The sequence below is a fragment of the Terrihalobacillus insolitus genome (assembly GCF_028416575.1).
Taxonomy (GTDB): domain Bacteria; phylum Bacillota; class Bacilli; order Bacillales; family Amphibacillaceae; genus Terrihalobacillus; species Terrihalobacillus insolitus.
Window position 1 is genome coordinate 1 of the sequence record NZ_JAMQKB010000027.1, and the last position, 15740, is coordinate 15740.

15 protein-coding genes and 1 tRNA gene are annotated in these 15740 nt (G+C 37.7%); 1 reads left to right on the plus strand and 15 read right to left on the minus strand.

Features of this window, described 5'->3' with window-relative positions:
* Positions 1 to 109 precede the first annotated feature (109 nt).
* Entirely contained in the window at positions 110 to 904 is a 795-nt protein-coding gene (locus tag NC797_RS16000; protein WP_272437823.1) for a hypothetical protein, read from the minus strand.
* 316 nt (positions 905 to 1220) lie between these two features.
* Between NC797_RS16000 and NC797_RS16005 the strand changes: the two genes are divergently transcribed.
* Positions 1221 to 1294, plus strand: a tRNA-Met gene (locus tag NC797_RS16005).
* Between the two features lie 128 nt (positions 1295 to 1422).
* Here NC797_RS16005 and NC797_RS16010 read toward each other — a convergent pair.
* The 14 genes from NC797_RS16010 to glmU form a co-directional block, all read right to left on the minus strand.
* A complete protein-coding gene (locus NC797_RS16010) occupies positions 1423 to 1809 on the minus strand; it encodes a S1 domain-containing RNA-binding protein (protein WP_272437824.1) in 387 nt (128 codons plus the stop codon).
* A 103-nt stretch (positions 1810 to 1912) separates the two neighbouring features.
* On the minus strand, positions 1913 to 2293 hold the full coding sequence (locus NC797_RS16015) for an FtsB family cell division protein (protein WP_272437825.1): 381 nt from the start codon (positions 2291 to 2293) through the stop codon (positions 1913 to 1915).
* Between the two features lie 7 nt (positions 2294 to 2300).
* Positions 2301 to 2900, minus strand: a complete 600-nt coding sequence (yabQ, locus tag NC797_RS16020; RefSeq protein WP_272437826.1) for a spore cortex biosynthesis protein YabQ — start codon at positions 2898 to 2900, stop codon at positions 2301 to 2303.
* Positions 2897 to 3196: a sporulation protein YabP gene (gene yabP / locus NC797_RS16025; RefSeq protein WP_272437827.1), complete on the minus strand. Its 300-nt coding sequence runs from the start codon at positions 3194 to 3196 to the stop codon at positions 2897 to 2899. The genes yabQ and yabP overlap by 4 nt, the downstream gene beginning before the upstream one ends.
* A gap of 63 nt (positions 3197 to 3259) precedes the next feature.
* Positions 3260 to 3508 (minus strand): RNA-binding S4 domain-containing protein, encoded by a 249-nt coding sequence (locus NC797_RS16030; RefSeq protein WP_272437828.1) that lies wholly within the window; start codon positions 3506 to 3508, stop codon positions 3260 to 3262.
* 93 nt (positions 3509 to 3601) lie between these two features.
* Positions 3602 to 5050, minus strand: coding sequence for a bifunctional methyltransferase/pyrophosphohydrolase YabN (yabN, locus tag NC797_RS16035; RefSeq protein ID WP_272437829.1), 1449 nt, complete (start codon positions 5048 to 5050; stop codon positions 3602 to 3604).
* Positions 5034 to 6641: a putative polysaccharide biosynthesis protein gene (locus NC797_RS16040; RefSeq protein WP_272437830.1), complete on the minus strand. Its 1608-nt coding sequence runs from the start codon at positions 6639 to 6641 to the stop codon at positions 5034 to 5036. Before NC797_RS16040 ends, yabN begins: the two co-directional genes overlap by 17 nt.
* Before the next feature lie 231 nt (positions 6642 to 6872).
* The gene (gene spoVT, locus NC797_RS16045) at positions 6873 to 7406 is read right to left on the minus strand and encodes a stage V sporulation protein T (RefSeq protein WP_272437858.1); all 534 of its coding nucleotides are present in this window, start codon (positions 7404 to 7406) and stop codon (positions 6873 to 6875) included.
* 165 nt (positions 7407 to 7571) lie between these two features.
* The gene (gene mfd, locus NC797_RS16050) at positions 7572 to 11093 is read right to left on the minus strand and encodes a transcription-repair coupling factor (protein WP_272437831.1); all 3522 of its coding nucleotides are present in this window, start codon (positions 11091 to 11093) and stop codon (positions 7572 to 7574) included.
* 303 nt (positions 11094 to 11396) lie between these two features.
* Positions 11397 to 11627, minus strand: coding sequence for an anti-sigma-F factor Fin family protein (locus tag NC797_RS16055; protein ID WP_272437832.1), 231 nt, complete (start codon positions 11625 to 11627; stop codon positions 11397 to 11399).
* A 116-nt stretch (positions 11628 to 11743) separates the two neighbouring features.
* Complete coding sequence (gene pth / locus NC797_RS16060) at positions 11744 to 12304, minus strand: aminoacyl-tRNA hydrolase (RefSeq protein ID WP_272437833.1); 561 nt, start codon at positions 12302 to 12304, stop codon at positions 11744 to 11746.
* Between the two features lie 93 nt (positions 12305 to 12397).
* The gene (locus tag NC797_RS16065; RefSeq protein WP_272437834.1) at positions 12398 to 13027 is read right to left on the minus strand and encodes a 50S ribosomal protein L25/general stress protein Ctc; all 630 of its coding nucleotides are present in this window, start codon (positions 13025 to 13027) and stop codon (positions 12398 to 12400) included.
* Positions 13028 to 13150: 123 nt separating this feature from the next.
* The gene (locus NC797_RS16070) at positions 13151 to 14104 is read right to left on the minus strand and encodes a ribose-phosphate diphosphokinase (protein WP_272437835.1); all 954 of its coding nucleotides are present in this window, start codon (positions 14102 to 14104) and stop codon (positions 13151 to 13153) included.
* Positions 14105 to 14107: 3 nt separating this feature from the next.
* Positions 14108 to 15499 carry a bifunctional UDP-N-acetylglucosamine diphosphorylase/glucosamine-1-phosphate N-acetyltransferase GlmU gene (gene glmU / locus NC797_RS16075; RefSeq protein ID WP_272437836.1) on the minus strand — a complete coding sequence of 464 codons (1392 nt, stop codon included), beginning with the start codon at positions 15497 to 15499 and terminating at the stop codon, positions 14108 to 14110.
* Between the last annotated feature and the right edge of the window lie 241 nt (positions 15500 to 15740).

Below are 15740 nucleotides of genomic sequence, written 5' to 3' on the forward strand. Positions count from 1 at the left end.
ATAATAGAAATTCGGCACTTATACACAAAAATAAAAGAAAAACCTAATGGTAAAATTTAACATATGTGGATAAGTGGTTTTTCGATATTAAACAACTTTAAAGATAAATTTACTCTTCAGAGCTGAATGCTAGTAGACTCATTTGATACAAGCTCGCTACGTCTGCTAGACTTAAAATAAGACCAGCTACAACCCCAACAGTTGATCCAATAGCAGCTCCGCCTACATAGGCAAGCCATAACACTAAATAACGTGAAGAAATTTGTTCAAAGGATGCACCTTGAATCTCCCAGCCAATCATCCCAGTTAAAACAGATGCTAAAAGAATAATCATACAAACAATTTCTTCATTTTTTAAGGCGGGTTTATAGCGTTTTGGTGATAATAATGGAATGCTTTGCATAAATATTAATACGAGTACTGCACTAAGCACTCCTTCTACAATAATTAACGTCCAATTATACGGAGTTAAGGGCCCTAAAATGGAATAATAAAACGCACGTGCTAATATAGTTGAAACAAGTACAATGATCGGTAATATTTTTTGTTGTTGGTTCACTTTATTAAAAAGCGAAGCAAAAAATAAAAAGACAAGCATTGCTCCAGCAATATATACACCGTGCTGCCATTCATATGTTAATGCTCCAGCAACAGCAGCTAACACTACTTTAAATGATTTTTCCTTTCGCATAAACCATACGGAAGCGAGAAATGATAGGGCAAAAGGCGATACACTAGAAAGCACGATCGCTCGTCCTAACAAAAAGCCGACTAGGAACAGGAGCCAGCCTTTTTCTAGGAAGATTATTTTCGTCTTCTCTCCGAACTTCCGCTTCCACGAGTCGATATTTCTGTTATGAACCTCAATTGCTTTTGATTCGGTTCTCGTTGCAGAGTCTATCATTCCACACCACTCCTTCTTGCTGTCTATTAAAACATAGTATGCCATTTTTTTTTGTCAAAAAAACAGAAGTGCCGTACAAAAATATTCGACGCTATTCTATGTATGTAATGCCCTTTCAACACGAAAAAGAAGACAAAATCAATTTCCTTTGTCGGATTCATCGAATCTATCATATGATGTGTCGGATAATCATTATTTTTTAGCCTTCCTCACTCAATCTTTTTTAACATATTGACACCATTCAACTGCTGTTGTATTATATCATTTGTGGCTTTAGGATCAGGGTAACGAGCCAGAGGTCATTTTTTTAAAGTTCGGCGGTGTAGCTCAGCTGGCGAGAGCGTACGGTTCATACCCGTGAGGTCGGGGGTTCGATCCCCTCCGCCGCTATATATGAAAAACCTAGTTTGACATGCAGTGTATGTATATATAAAAAAGCGAACTTCTATTGGAAGTTCGCTTTTTTATATATCTGAAATTAGGCTTTCATTTTTTTTGCTCGCTAAATAGACAGCAAGTTATCCCTTTTTAGCACCTCGACCTCCACGTTTAGATTCTGTGTTTTTCTTTAGAGAGGCTAAACGATCTTCGGAATCCTTTAGAAAACGATTCATTTTGGCCTCAAAGTTTTCGCTGCGGTCGCGGTTATTACTTTTACGTCGAACGGGATTATCTTTCGCTTTCTTAATTGATAATCCAATTTTACCATCCTTCTCAACATTAATGACCTTTACCTTCACTTCGTCTCCGACACTCAAATGTTCATTAATGTCTTTAACGTAGTTATCAGCAACCTCACTAATGTGGACCAAACCAGTTGAGCCTCCTGGTAGCGCAACGAATGCCCCAAAATTAGTGATGCCAGTCACCTTACCCTGTAACTTGCTGCCTACTTCGATTGACATAAAAAAAATGCTCCTCCTTAAAGTTTTAAAAAAATATCCTCTTATAGTGCGTATTCAAATTGAACATCCTCTTATATAGTATATAAAAGCACTTAAAAGTGTGTCAATAAGACGGATCTTCATCAGGAAGTTTAAAAATAAGTTCGCCTTCTTTTGAAAAGAAATAATTCGTCCTAGCAATTTCGAGGACATATTCTTCGTCTTGCAATAACTCAATCTCTTCTTTAAAATCTTTTTCTTCTTCTTTAAGGGATGTCATTTCTTTTTGAAGCTGTTCATATTGCTCCTTTTTACTCTCATATAAGGAACGCTGTTTTAGCTGATAGGTAGTAATACTGATGAACGTAACCAAAACGATCACAGTAAATAAAAGTAGGCGGCGGTAAAGGCGTTTCTTTTTCCTTTTGTGCCTGACAACGTGTGCGTCATATTGTCTCATATAGTTCGATTCAAGTTTGGCTACTGATCTCTTTTTTGCAGACACCGTTGTTCTACCTCCCTTTTTTCTTTAGAAGATTCCACCATTTTATCAATATATTCTTCATTTTACTATAAAATCCTTCTATTTGCTGTAAAAATTTTTTTACATTTTTAGGCAAAATACGATAGACCAGACCTAAAATAAATCGAATAGGATAGAAAATGATCTTATATACCAATAAAATGATCCATAAAACAACAGCCCATACTCCTAAACATATCGCAATAACAGCTTGTACTACTTTTACAATTGGTGTAATGATTAGTATGTGAAAGAGACGGTTTAATACATGAAAAGACTTCGTTGTAAACAAAATGACCCGTTCTAAAATTCTTCTATATGTGTTTTCAAACAGTCCTTTGTAGGCAGCATAACCACACAGTATTGCTAAAAAGATGTAAAACCTAAGCTCACCTTGATTCATAACATATAAAAGATAAAATAAAATCAACGTTTGGAGTAGCCAGAAGCTTATTTCGATGAGATAGGTATAAACCACTTTCTTTTTCCAATGATGTTCAAACCTTCGAAAGGTTTCTATTGCTACACCTAAATAGATTCCTCCTAGAATCATCATAAGGATGGTTGCGAATTGAACGCTGAGGGTCATTTAAACAGCTTGCTAAAGAATCCTTTAGCTTTCTCCGCGTGTTGTTCATCTAAATAAGAAAGCTCATATATTTTTCCCTTAATGGACACATTACCTGATTCAAGATCTAAATTTTTTAATTGCAAGTTTTCTCCACGAATGATTAAGTACCCCATCACCGTTTGAAGTAAAAATTCTTCATTATCAAAGCTGTCCACTTCTTTAACACCAGAAATCTCAACGCCTCGTCTATTATTCATTGTAACAAGATGTTCTTTCTGTGGACGGATCGCTGGATCTTTTTCATAATAGTTCATTTGTACAGCCCTCCCTTTATCGTTAAAATTATATGTAAGGAAGGACAAGTTTAGAACGATAATCTATTCTTCTTTTTTCACTGTATATAAACTCGCAGCCTCATCCTTTTTGACGGTTTCCCTTAAAGACTCAACCTCTATCGTTAATTGTTTTTGCCCGAACTGGATAACTAACTCATCGCCGGCAGAAACAATTGAAGCAGCCTTTGCTTGATTGCCGTTAATCGTAATTCTTCCTTGATCCGCAACCTCCTTAGCTAATGTTCGCCGTTTAATCAACCTTGATACCTTTAGAAATTTGTCCAATCGCATGGGCAAATGTCACATCCTTTTTTTCATTATAGTGCGTGTTCAAAAAGTCGCCGAAGCGAACTCTTGTCATTTGGTGATTTTTTGATCTACCTCTTATACGTTTTTCGCTTCTTGCCAATATGCCTCTAAAGTTTCTAGTGAAAGTTCGTCCATAGATGTTCCTAGCTTTTGAACTTCCTCTTCTATATATCGAAACCGTGATGTGAATTTTCTATTTGTTGTTTCGATTGCAAGCTCAGGATTTATTTTGTAATGCCTTGCGAGGTTCACAATAGTAAAAAATAAATCTCCAAACTCCTCTTCTAATTTTGTTGGATCATTATTTGCTATAGCCTCTTTCACTTCGTCAATTTCCTCGTTAATCTTGTTCCAAACAAAAGTTGGGTCGTCCCAGTCAAATCCAACCTTCCTAGCTGTTTTTTGTAGTTCCTCCGCTTTTAATAGCCCAGGCAAACTATCTGGTACTTGATCTAACAAGGAACTTGACTGCTCACCTTTTTCTTCCCGCTTTATTTGATCCCAATTTTTCATCACTTCCTCAGTTGTTTGTGCAGATGTGTCAGCAAAAACATGTGGATGACGACGAATCATTTTATCGGTTATGCTTAATAATACGTCATCTATCGTAAAAAGTCCTGCATCTTCCCCGATCTGACTGTGAAGCATAACCTGAAGCAGGATATCCCCTAATTCTTCTATCATGTTTTCATCGTCTTGCCGATTTACCGCATCAATAAATTCGTAAGCTTCTTCAATCAAATAACGGCGAAGGGATTCATGTGTTTGTTTTTTATCCCATGGACATCCATCTGGCCCACGTAATTGTGCGATCACTTCTCTTAATCGGAAAAATTGGTGGTTTAAACGAGAAGCGTTGATTGGCGGAACATACACGCTAGTGAGGTTACTCATGTGCGTTTTATGATCGAGTTCTTCCAAAGGAATGGTTACTAGTTTCTCCTCTTTACTTCCAACCGCTTCTACAATCGTTACTGGATGATCTGGCGGTAGATCCTCTAGCAAAACAAGCTTTACTTCTGAAGCGATGAAAGCATCGTACACCTGGCAAAAAATAATATGGTGGCGATAGTCCACTTGATTTCGTATAAAGGATGTCGCATCCAAAAACTGAAATCCGTCGATTGGATCTATTTTTAAAGAAGAAAACAGGTCGTCTAAATAGCTTTGACCGCCATATATGTTCACTTCTATTTGTTCATGTTCAAGAAGCAATTGAACCGTTTTTTCAGCGAGCATAGGATGACCTGGCACGGCATATAAAATGTTATTTTCCGTCCTTGCATATTCAAGCAAAAGGTTCGTGATTTCTCGATAAACAGCCTCGAAGTGTTCGTTTTTTTCATATACCGAATCAAAGGATTGGAATTCTACCCCTTCCGCTTGAAGAGACTGAATGACAGGGTGATCCAGCGTTCGTACAAATAACTTGCCTTGATACTCTCTCATTTTACGATAAAGCCCCAATGGTAACTGATCAATGTCTCCAGCACCAAGACCTATTACGTTAATTGTTGGTTTCATTACTTTTCCTCCTTGTTCCTATACGTAGCAAGCTTGTTCCAAGTGGGAAGGACTGTAATTCCACATTGGTGAAAGACCGTGATATAATTAGGATCCCTAAGTAAAGGAGCCCACCTATGATAGAAACGACTAACACGTAAACAAAGTAATCCCCTCGATCACTCACATTAAAAAACAAACCGACGATCCTATTGAACCCTATTAAAAAAAGTACCATTGCAATCAAGCTTATACCTAACGATCTCCATGGTACAACAAAAATACGACCCAAGCGCAATGTACGTTTTAAGTAAATAAAGTTTAACATACATGCAACAAAGACTGCGGCCACTGTCGCCACTGCACTTCCCCCAATTCCATAGTACGTTACTAAAATAGGGTTTAACACCCATTTAACAACTACTGCTGTTAAAACAAAAGCCGTTGTGATGTAGACGTGTCCCAGCCCTTGTAAAATAGAAGAAATCGTAATGGAAAGGGAACCAAAAAGGATGGTAACCATTAATATCCTTAAGCTTGTTGTACCAATATCCTGTTGAAATAAAAGCGCGTTTGCATAAGGAAAAATAACAAACAATCCTGTAGCAGCACCAATGGAGATGAACAAACTTAATTTAAGGGCGCTTTGAATATGTAGTCGAAACAAATTTGGGTGTTGTTCCAATCGTTTTTTGGTAACGGATGGGATGAGCGCAAGAGCTAATGAAGAACCAAGAACCATGCCTAATTGAATTAAAGGCTGACCCCTATCATATATTCCCTTCCACCTTTTTGCCTCCTCCAAGTTATACCCGTAATCTACCAAGTTTGTTACTAGTGTAAACGCGTCTACAAATTGCAGAAAAAGTAGGAGCATATAGTTAAAACTCATCAGCAGTCCGTGAAACAAAATTGTTTTCGTATAATAAGTCCAATTAATCTGGGAGGCAGCGAGGCTATACGATTTCGTTTTAAGCCAAACCACTATTAAAAAGAAAGAAGCAAAAATGGTACCGAGCATAGAACTAAACGCGGCATAGGCACCGATTCTGTACAGCGACCCACCATTATTCGAGAGGAGTATTGCAACAATAATAATGGCGCTAACCCTTATTGCTTGCTCCACAACCTGTGAAATGGCTGTTGGTCTCATATTATGTAATCCCTGAAAAACTCCCCGTAGTAACGACGGAATCGGGACAAGTAAAAAGATGAAGGCAGCAACTCTTAATGGTTCTCTTAGTTGTACATCTCCCATTTGTAACGCAATTTGACCACTGTTTAGATATAGCCCAATACTTAATAAGGTACAAAATATACTCATTGAAAAGAGTAAAGGTAAATAAAAGGATTGGATCGAAAGGGGTTGTCCTGTTTCTTTTCGTTCTGCTACAAGCTTTGAAATTGCAGCAGGAAAACCATAAAGTGAAAGCATCGTGGCAATCCCTAAAAAAGGGTATATTTGTTGATAAATATAAAAACCCAGATCCCCTGTTATATTTTGCAATGGAATCCGGTATCCTGCACTTAATAGTTTACTCAAAACTCCCGCAACGGTGAGAAAAAAAGCACCTTTCAGTAATCGCCTTGTCGCTTGATCGTCGTGCTCCATACTACTTACGTCCTTCCAAATAATCAACCTTGTTTCCTGTATTATCTGTTAGTATACCACATTTTGGTTATGTCATAGACATAGTGGAGCACATATCATACATACCAGTCAAGTAAGATTCCCAAATAATCATATTGTTTTATCTATAAATTGAAAAGGCTGATTATAAAGGATAGCATATCCTATAATCAGCCTTTTTTATGATGGGTAGTATTTTTATATCTCTTTTTCCTATTCCATTTGTCTTGCTAAAAAGCTGGCTGCTGTTTCCACAGCCTTTCTTTCCACATCCCCTAACTTATCGTCTTTTGACATGATCATTACACAACCAATCGGATCACCATTGGCAATGATTGGGCCGACGACATAAGAAGCTGTGTTTTCCTCATGCGCTTCCACAATTTCAATGGAAGAGGGTTCGACCTCCGCTATAACAGATCGATCACTCATAGCTTTTTCCATTTTATTTCCTATGTTTTTACCGAGATAATCTTTTTTTGATTCCCCAGACACTGCTATAAATTCATCACGGTCACAAATAAGTACAGGGGAGCCTAGTGAGTCAAACAATGCATCTGCATATTCTTTCGCAAAATCACCTAGTTCACTTATCGGAGAGTATTTTTTTAGGATAACTTCACCATCACGGTCCACAAATATTTCTAAAGGATCTCCTTCTCGGATTCGTAACGTTCTTCTAATTTCTTTCGGTATGACTACCCTACCCAAATCATCAATTCGACGTACAATTCCTGTTGCTTTCATAATCTGTGTAGCCTCACTTTCTTTGATGATCTTATCTGGTTGATTCTCCACAACCAAGCAGAAATAACCAGTTGTGGTTTTAGTATGAATCAACCCATTATTTCTATACATGAATGCAACATTTTTCTATCTTTGAGTAGAATTGGACATAGCTAATTTTCGTTACTACAGCTTCACATTATGCATCCCTTGCAAGAATTCCTCCACTAAATCGTAACGATTAGCATACGTTTTTTTGTCTATTTGAAAAACGATTTTCAGTTTATTACCTTCTGTTCCTAATTGGATCATTCGGCCATATTTGTTGGCGTATTCAAATAATTTGGCGCCATCAATTTGTTTGCTTGCTTCTTCTTCCATCCGTAATTCAACTTTTCCTTTTTTCTCACGAATCAATTCGATTCGTTCATTCTTTGCATACATTTTTAATGCCGACACATGGAATAAATTAGACACTTCTTCAGGAAAGTCTCCAAACCGATCAATGAGTTCTTCCTGTAATTCCTGTATATCTGTTTGGGATTCAATTGCTTGAAAACGTTTATACATGTCGATCTTTTGTTTTCCATCCTCTATATATGTTTCCGGTAAATAGGCATCCAAATCAAGTAATAGTTCTACTTCAAACGGTTTCGTTTCCTCAATTGTCTTTCCCGTCTTTCTTGCGTCAATCGCATCTTTTAACATTTTCGAGTACAGGTCAAACCCAACCGAATCAATAAACCCGTGTTGTTGCGCTCCTAAAAGGTTTCCAGTTCCTCTAATAGATAAATCCCGCATTGCTATTTTGAATCCAGAACCAAGCTCTGTAAATTCCTTAATTGCTTGTAACCTTTTTTCGGCAACCTCTGACAACACCTTATCGGCTTGATAGGTAAAGTATGCGTAGGCAACACGATTAGACCTACCAACTCTTCCCCTTAATTGATACAACTGACTCAAGCCCATTCGATCTGCATCGTAGACAATGAGTGTGTTCACATTCGGAATATCTACACCTGTCTCAATAATCGTCGTACTAACTAAGACATCAAATTCACCCTCTAAAAAAGAAAACATGACATTTTCAAGCTCCGTCTCATTCATTTGACCATGCGCAAATGCCACACGAGCATCTTCAACTAATGTGGAAATTTCTCGTGCCATTCGTTCTATATTATCGACCCGATTAAACAGGAAAAACACTTGCCCCCCTCTAGCCATCTCTCTTTCAATAGCTTCACGAATAAGGATCGGATTGTATTCCAAAACATACGTTTGGATCGGGAATCTGTTTTCAGGAGGTGTTTCAATGACAGAAAGATCCCGGACACCGAGCATGGACATGTGTAATGTTCTTGGTATGGGTGTTGCAGTTAAAGTCAAAACATCTACATTTGTTTTTAGCTGTTTTATCTTTTCCTTATGTTTTACACCAAATCGTTGCTCTTCATCTACAATCAAAAGGCCTAGATCCTTATACCTTACATCCTTTGATAATAGCCGGTGGGTTCCTATAACAATATCTACTAGCCCTTTCTTTAGATCATTAATTGTGTCGGTTTGCTGTTTCTTCGTACGGAAGCGGCTTAGGAGTCCAACAGATACTGGATAATTTTGAAATCTTTCTATAATTGTCTCATAGTGCTGCTGAGCCAATATCGTAGTTGGAACTAATATGGCAACTTGTTTCCCATCCGCAACTGCTTTAAATGCTGCACGTAGCGCAACTTCTGTTTTGCCATAACCAACATCCCCACACAAAAGACGATCCATCGGTTTAATTTGTTCCATATCCTTTTTTATTTCCTCAATACAACGCAGTTGATCCTCTGTTTCTTGATAAGGAAAAGCTGCCTCAAACTCTTGCTGCATTTCTGTTGTCTCAGAAAACGCATAGCCTTTTGCTGCTTCTCTTTCAGCATAGAGCTTGGTTAAATCTTCTGCCATATCTTCAACAGACGATTGTACCTTTCTTTTTACTTTCTTCCATTCACTTCCACCAAGCTTGTAAAGTTTTGGCTCCTTACCTTCTGAGGCAACATATTTTTGCACTAAGTCAATTTGATCAATTGGTACAAAAAGCTTGTCATCCCCCGAATACCGAATAAGCATAAAATCTTTATGAAGCCCTTTTACTTCAAGGGTTTCAATTCCTATATATTTACCAATACCGTGGTTGGTATGAACAACGTAATCACCTATCTTTAATTCTTGATAGTTTTTGATTCTTTCCGCATTCGATATTTTTTGTTTTCGCTTAGGTCTAGATGTACTTTTTTTGAATAATTCATTCTCTGTCAATACGGCTAGCTTATGCATAGGTAATTCAAATCCACTACTTATACTATCTATCATAATGGTCGGTGTTTTTGTTGGTAGACGAATCTCATCACTTGAAATAACAGAGTCCATCCCATAATCTTCTAATACAGACGCAATCTTTTCTGCTCTGTTTTTATTTGGTGCCATTATGATGATCGAGTAGTCACCCTTTTTCCATCTGTTTACTTCATTTTGAAGCAAATTCATTTGGCCATGAAACTGTTGCATCGCACGACAGGACATATTTACGATGTTTTGAGGGTTGGTGTTCGAAATATGCCTTAAAAAGACAGAAAGATATAACCTTGGCTGCTCCATTTTCTCCCAAACATCATGCCAATCATAGGATATCGATAAATCACGAACAATTTGATTGGATGCGAGCATACTGTGATACCATTCTGCTTCTTCTCCATCAAGATTGGTCGCTGTTTCCTGAATACGGCTCATTTCATCTAAAATGATCAGACCATCCTTTGGCAGGTAATCTAATAAACTAGCAGGACGATCATAGAAGTAATCAATATATTTATACATTTCTTGAAAGTGTTCTTTTTGTTTAATGCGTTCTAAATCATAACCAATCTTCTCTACTAGTATCTCTTTATGTTCTTTCTTTTTTATTTTTTTTAAAGAAGCAGCTAAGGCTTCTTCTAATCGTTGTGCCCCTTTAGCCATATCCTGCTCATTTAACAGTAACTCCGTAGCTGGTCCAACCGTAATGGTATCGACCTTTTCTAACGACCGCTGACTTTCCGGATCAAAATAACGAATCGAATCAACCTCGTTATCAAAGAGTTCCACTCGAATCGGGTTTGATTCGGTGAGTGGATAAATATCCATGATTCCACCACGAACACTGAATTCCCCAGGAGTAGCCACCATTTCAGTACGTTCATATCCCATGTCAATAAAACTAGAAAGATAATTTTCTATGTTGATTTCCTCATTTAATCGAAAAGAAAGCTGGTAATGATCCCAATAAGAAGGGGGTGGTAGAATTCGTTTAAGGGCAGCAACAGGAGCAATTAAAATGCCATTCCCTTTTTCTTTCCATTTAGTAAGTGCCTCCATACGTTGACTTTTAAGCTCTGGACTAGCAACAGAAATTTCTGATGCAATAAGTTCATTTACTGGATAAAGATATACGTCACCATGATCTACCATTTCCGATATGTCATCATACAATTGCTGTGCTTGCATAAGCTGATGCGTTACTAACAGAACTGGTTTATGTATGGACTCACTTATAAGTGAAGCTAACAATCCTCTTGCAGATCCAGACAACCCAGAAACAAGCTGCTCTTTTAACCCAGAGGATACCCCTGCTAGGATTGAATGGATATCGTCTTTTGTTTTTAAATAGTCTTTAATGCCTTGCATAATACCCCCCCATTATGTCATCTAAAATTGTCGAAACCACCCATGTGTGGAGGCATAGGACTTTTCATTTCGCACGCCTCTAAATCATATCACCATTAGAGAGACGTTTCCACCGCATAATTGACCTTACAATTACAAATATTGTGATCTTTTGTTACACTCTTGCATCGACTAGGATCTCACAAGAATGCAAAGTTATCCTTTTTTATCTTCGTACAAAAATGCTTTGGCAACCGCCAAAGCTTTTAAGTACGTGTTCAAAAAGTAGCCGCTTATCTATTGGTGACTTATTGAACATCCTTTTTAATGGATAAAATAATCTAGTTCATGGTAATGCGGGTTTTGTTCTAATGCATCCTGACAATTCTCACAAGTGACTTTCATATGTACGTCACCATTATGTTGATAGTTTATCATTTCTTTTCTTTCTTCTGGTGAAAGTTGATCCCAGCCTAATTTTTTTGTGTCCACAACATCTTCTGTTATTTGGCCAATCGTTTGATTACAATGTTTACACTGATAAATAACCGCCATCTATAAAATCCTCCTCGAACATAATAAATCGTTTTTATTTTGTCCAAGTCGGAGGCTATTTATACTCATTAGCCAACTTATAAGTAAGTGTTAGAGGTTGTTAGAAAAGATATGTATTATTGATTGAAATCATTCATTACCTGCTGAAAGGGATTTTGAAACCAAGCTTCACAAGAATCTGCTGCTTTATCTATACTGGTGCGCGCTGCTTCCTGTTCTTCTTTCGAAAAAGATTCTAATACATAATCTACTACTGGTTTTGGTGTTGTTGGTCTTCCAATTCCAACCCTTATTCGCTTAAAATCCTTTGTGCCTAAGTGGTTGATTATGTTTCGAATTCCATTATGACCACCGTGGCCACCCTTTTGTCGTAACCGGATTTTTCCGGGTGGTAAATCTAAATCGTCGTAAATAACCACTATTTCACTAATGTCAATGTCGTAGTAATCCATTAATGGTCGTAAAGCTTCACCAGATAAATTCATATATGTTTGTGGCTCTAATAATAGAACCTTTTCTCCATTAAAAGATTCGTGAGCATATAATCCATTATATTTTCTTTTGTTAAGCTTCCAATTGTTCCTCCTGGCAAGTTCATCTATAACCATAAAGCCTACATTATGTCGCGTTTGCTTGAATTTATTCCCAGGGTTTCCTAACCCAACGAAACATTTCATCCGATCACGTCTTTCTTTATTTATCACTTATAGTGCGTGTTCAAAATACACATGAAAAAGGACGCAACAAAGCTGCTACGCCCCCCTACTTAACTACTCTTCTTCTGCTTTGTCTTCTCCTACTACTTCAGGTTCTTCTTGTTCACCTTCATTAGAAGCTTCTTCTGTACCAGTATCAGGAGCAAGAACAGATGCAATGGTTGTACTCTCTTCTTCTACTACTTCATATTTGTTGCTTTCCTTTAGATCTGCGACTGTGATACTATCTCCAATCGCTAGTTCGGAGACATCTATTTTTATTTCTTCTGGTATATCACGCGGCTTAGCTCTTACAGCCAAGTTATGTAATGGCTGCTGTAATACGCCACCATCTTTAACACCTTGTGCTTCTCCATCTAAGTGGATTGGCACCTCTACATCCATTTCTCTAGACATGTTTACAACATAAAAATCCGCGTGTAAAAGCTCGTCCTTGATTGGATCAATTTGGTAGTCATGTAACATGACATCAACATTAGATTCCCCTTCTACACGTAAGGAAATAATCGCATTTCTGCCTTCATCTCTTACTGTTTTGAGTAATTCCATGCTGTTCACTGTAATAGCCTTCGGATCCTTAGCTTTTCCATAAACAATTGCTGGGATCTTTCCTGCGCTTCTAATAAGCTTTGTGTAAGATCTTTTTAAGTCCTGTCGCTGATTTGCTTTGAGTTCTATTGCCACATTCATCACCCTCCACCTAAAATTAAATACATATTATTATTATATTTCCCTGTTACTGGTGAAAGTAAACCTTTTCTTTATTTGTGTGATATATACTCAAAATGACAATCTTGTAAACACATTTTAATCAAATAGTATGCTAACAGACTTACGTTCATGAACACGGATTATCGCTTCACTAATAAGTGGAGCAACTGATAATTGTCTTACTTTATCTATTTTCTTTTCTTCTTTAAGTGGAATACTATTGGTTACAACTAATTCCTTTATTTTAGAATGTTGAATTCTCTCAATTGCTGGCCCCGACAATACTGGATGTGTACAACATGCATAGACTTCCTCTGCACCATTCTCTACTAACGCATTTGCAGCTAGTGTAATGGTTCCTGCTGTGTCAATAATATCATCAATCAGAATAGCCGTTTTTCCTTCGATGTGGCCTACTATATTCATTACCTCTGCGACATTTGGACGCGGTCTTCTTTTGTCTATTATCGCGATTGGTGCCTTTAACCGATCTGCCATTTGACGAGCCCTTACTACACCACCATGATCAGGAGACACCACAACGATGTCTTCAAGACCTTTCTCATCAAAGTAGTCGGACAGAATTGGTACTCCTACTAACTGGTCTACTGGGATATCGAAAAAACCCTGTATCTGTGGAGCATGTAAATCTAAGGAAATAACGCGTGATGCTCCTGCTGTTTGTATTAAATCAGCTACAAGTTTTGCTGTAATAGGTTCTCGTGCTCTTGCTTTACGATCTTGACGAGCATAGCCATAGTATGGAATGACAACGTTGATTGTCCCAGCGGATGCCCGTTTTAATGCGTCCACCATAATTAGAAGTTCCATTAGGTGTTGATTGACGGGTTCACTAGTAGATTGAACGACAAAAACGTCACAACCTCGAATACTTTCCTCAATATTAATTTGCACTTCGCCATCACTAAACGTCGACACTGTACACTTACCTAATTCTGTTCCAATGTTTTCAGCGATTGCTTTTGCAAGTGCGGGATTGGAGTTAAGTGTAAATACTTTTAAGGATGAATTTTTGTAACCAGTTGGCATTGGTTATGAACCTCCATTAGCTTTTTTTGCATTTTTCATCTTTTTTGCATATTCTTCCTTATTTGTCTGCCGAGCTCTCGCTATTGAAAGAGCCTCTCTTGGAACATCTTTAGTGATGGTTGACCCAGCAGCAACAAATGACCCTTCACCAATTGTAACTGGTGCAACTAGGTTAGCGTTGCAGCCGATAAACACATCGTCTTCAATAGTTGTTACGTATTTATTTGCTCCATCATAGTTAACGGTAATGGTGCCACAACCTACATTCACATTAGAGCCAACCTCTGCATCACCAATATAGCTTAAATGCGAAACTTTACTTTTATCTCCTATGGCTGTCTTTTTTATTTCTACAAAGTTTCCTATTTTTGCATCATTTCCTATTTTTGTCTGTGGTCTAATATGTGCATATGGACCGACCTGTACCCTTTGACCAATTACACTATTCGTTATAACACTTTGTTTTATAATAGAGTCAGACCCAATGATACAATCGGTAATTTCTGAGTTGGGTCCAATGATAGCACCCGATTTAATTTGTGTATTACCAGACAGAATACTACCAGGATGGATCGTAACGTCCTGATCGATGCCCACACTAGGACTGATATATGTATGAACTGGGTCAATGAGGGAAACGCCATTTCTCATATGCTGATTATTGATTCTCTTTTTCATGCTTTGTTCTGCTTGTGATAGTGCTATTCTATCATTTACTCCTAATGTTTCCTCAAAATCATCGGTTTGATAAGCGGTTACGATTTCCCCTTGATCTTTCAAGATTTCAATGACATCTGGTAAATAATATTCCCCTTGTGCATTGTCATTGGAAACTTCCTGCAAAGCTTGAAAAAGTGCACGATTATCAAAGCAATACGTACCAGTGTTTATCTCATTAACATGCAATTCAACTTCACTTGCATCTTTATGCTCGACATTTTTCGCAACATGCCCAGCCTCATTCCGAATAACTCTTCCATAGCCCGTGGGATCAGGTGCTTTCGCTGTAAGAATTGTTGCAACCGCTCCTGCCTGGTCATGATGATTCAACAATGCTTGTAACGTTGCATTTGTAAGGAGCGGTGTGTCGCCGCAGACTACAACTGTCGTACCTTCTTTATTACGCAGCAACTGCTCTGCTTGGAGAACAGCGTGACCAGTACCTAGTTGCTCCGCTTGAATGACAAATTGACTATCGTTTTCAAGCTGATCTTTCACTTTTTCAGCACCAAAGCCGACGATCGTGATGATTTCTTCCAAATCCAGTTTCTTAAGCTGATCAACCACATGTTGAACCATTGGTCGACCCATTACAGGATGTAAGACCTTATATAAACTAGACTTCATTCGAGTGCCCTGTCCTGCAGCAAGCACGACAGCGTAGCGTTTTTTCATGAAGCGAAACCCTCCATTTAATCATTCTAACTTATTGATTTTTTATCATATAGGTGCGTGTTCAAAAAGTCACCAGTAACGTTTCTTAATGATCAAAATAAAACTTTCATTATTTTCTATCCACTAATGAATATATCTTAAACAACCAATCATTTCAACTTCCACAATTGGAATTACGGATGACACTTTTAGGGAAAAACATTTTGGTTGTTTTTTTAAACAAAATATGAAAAAATATTTT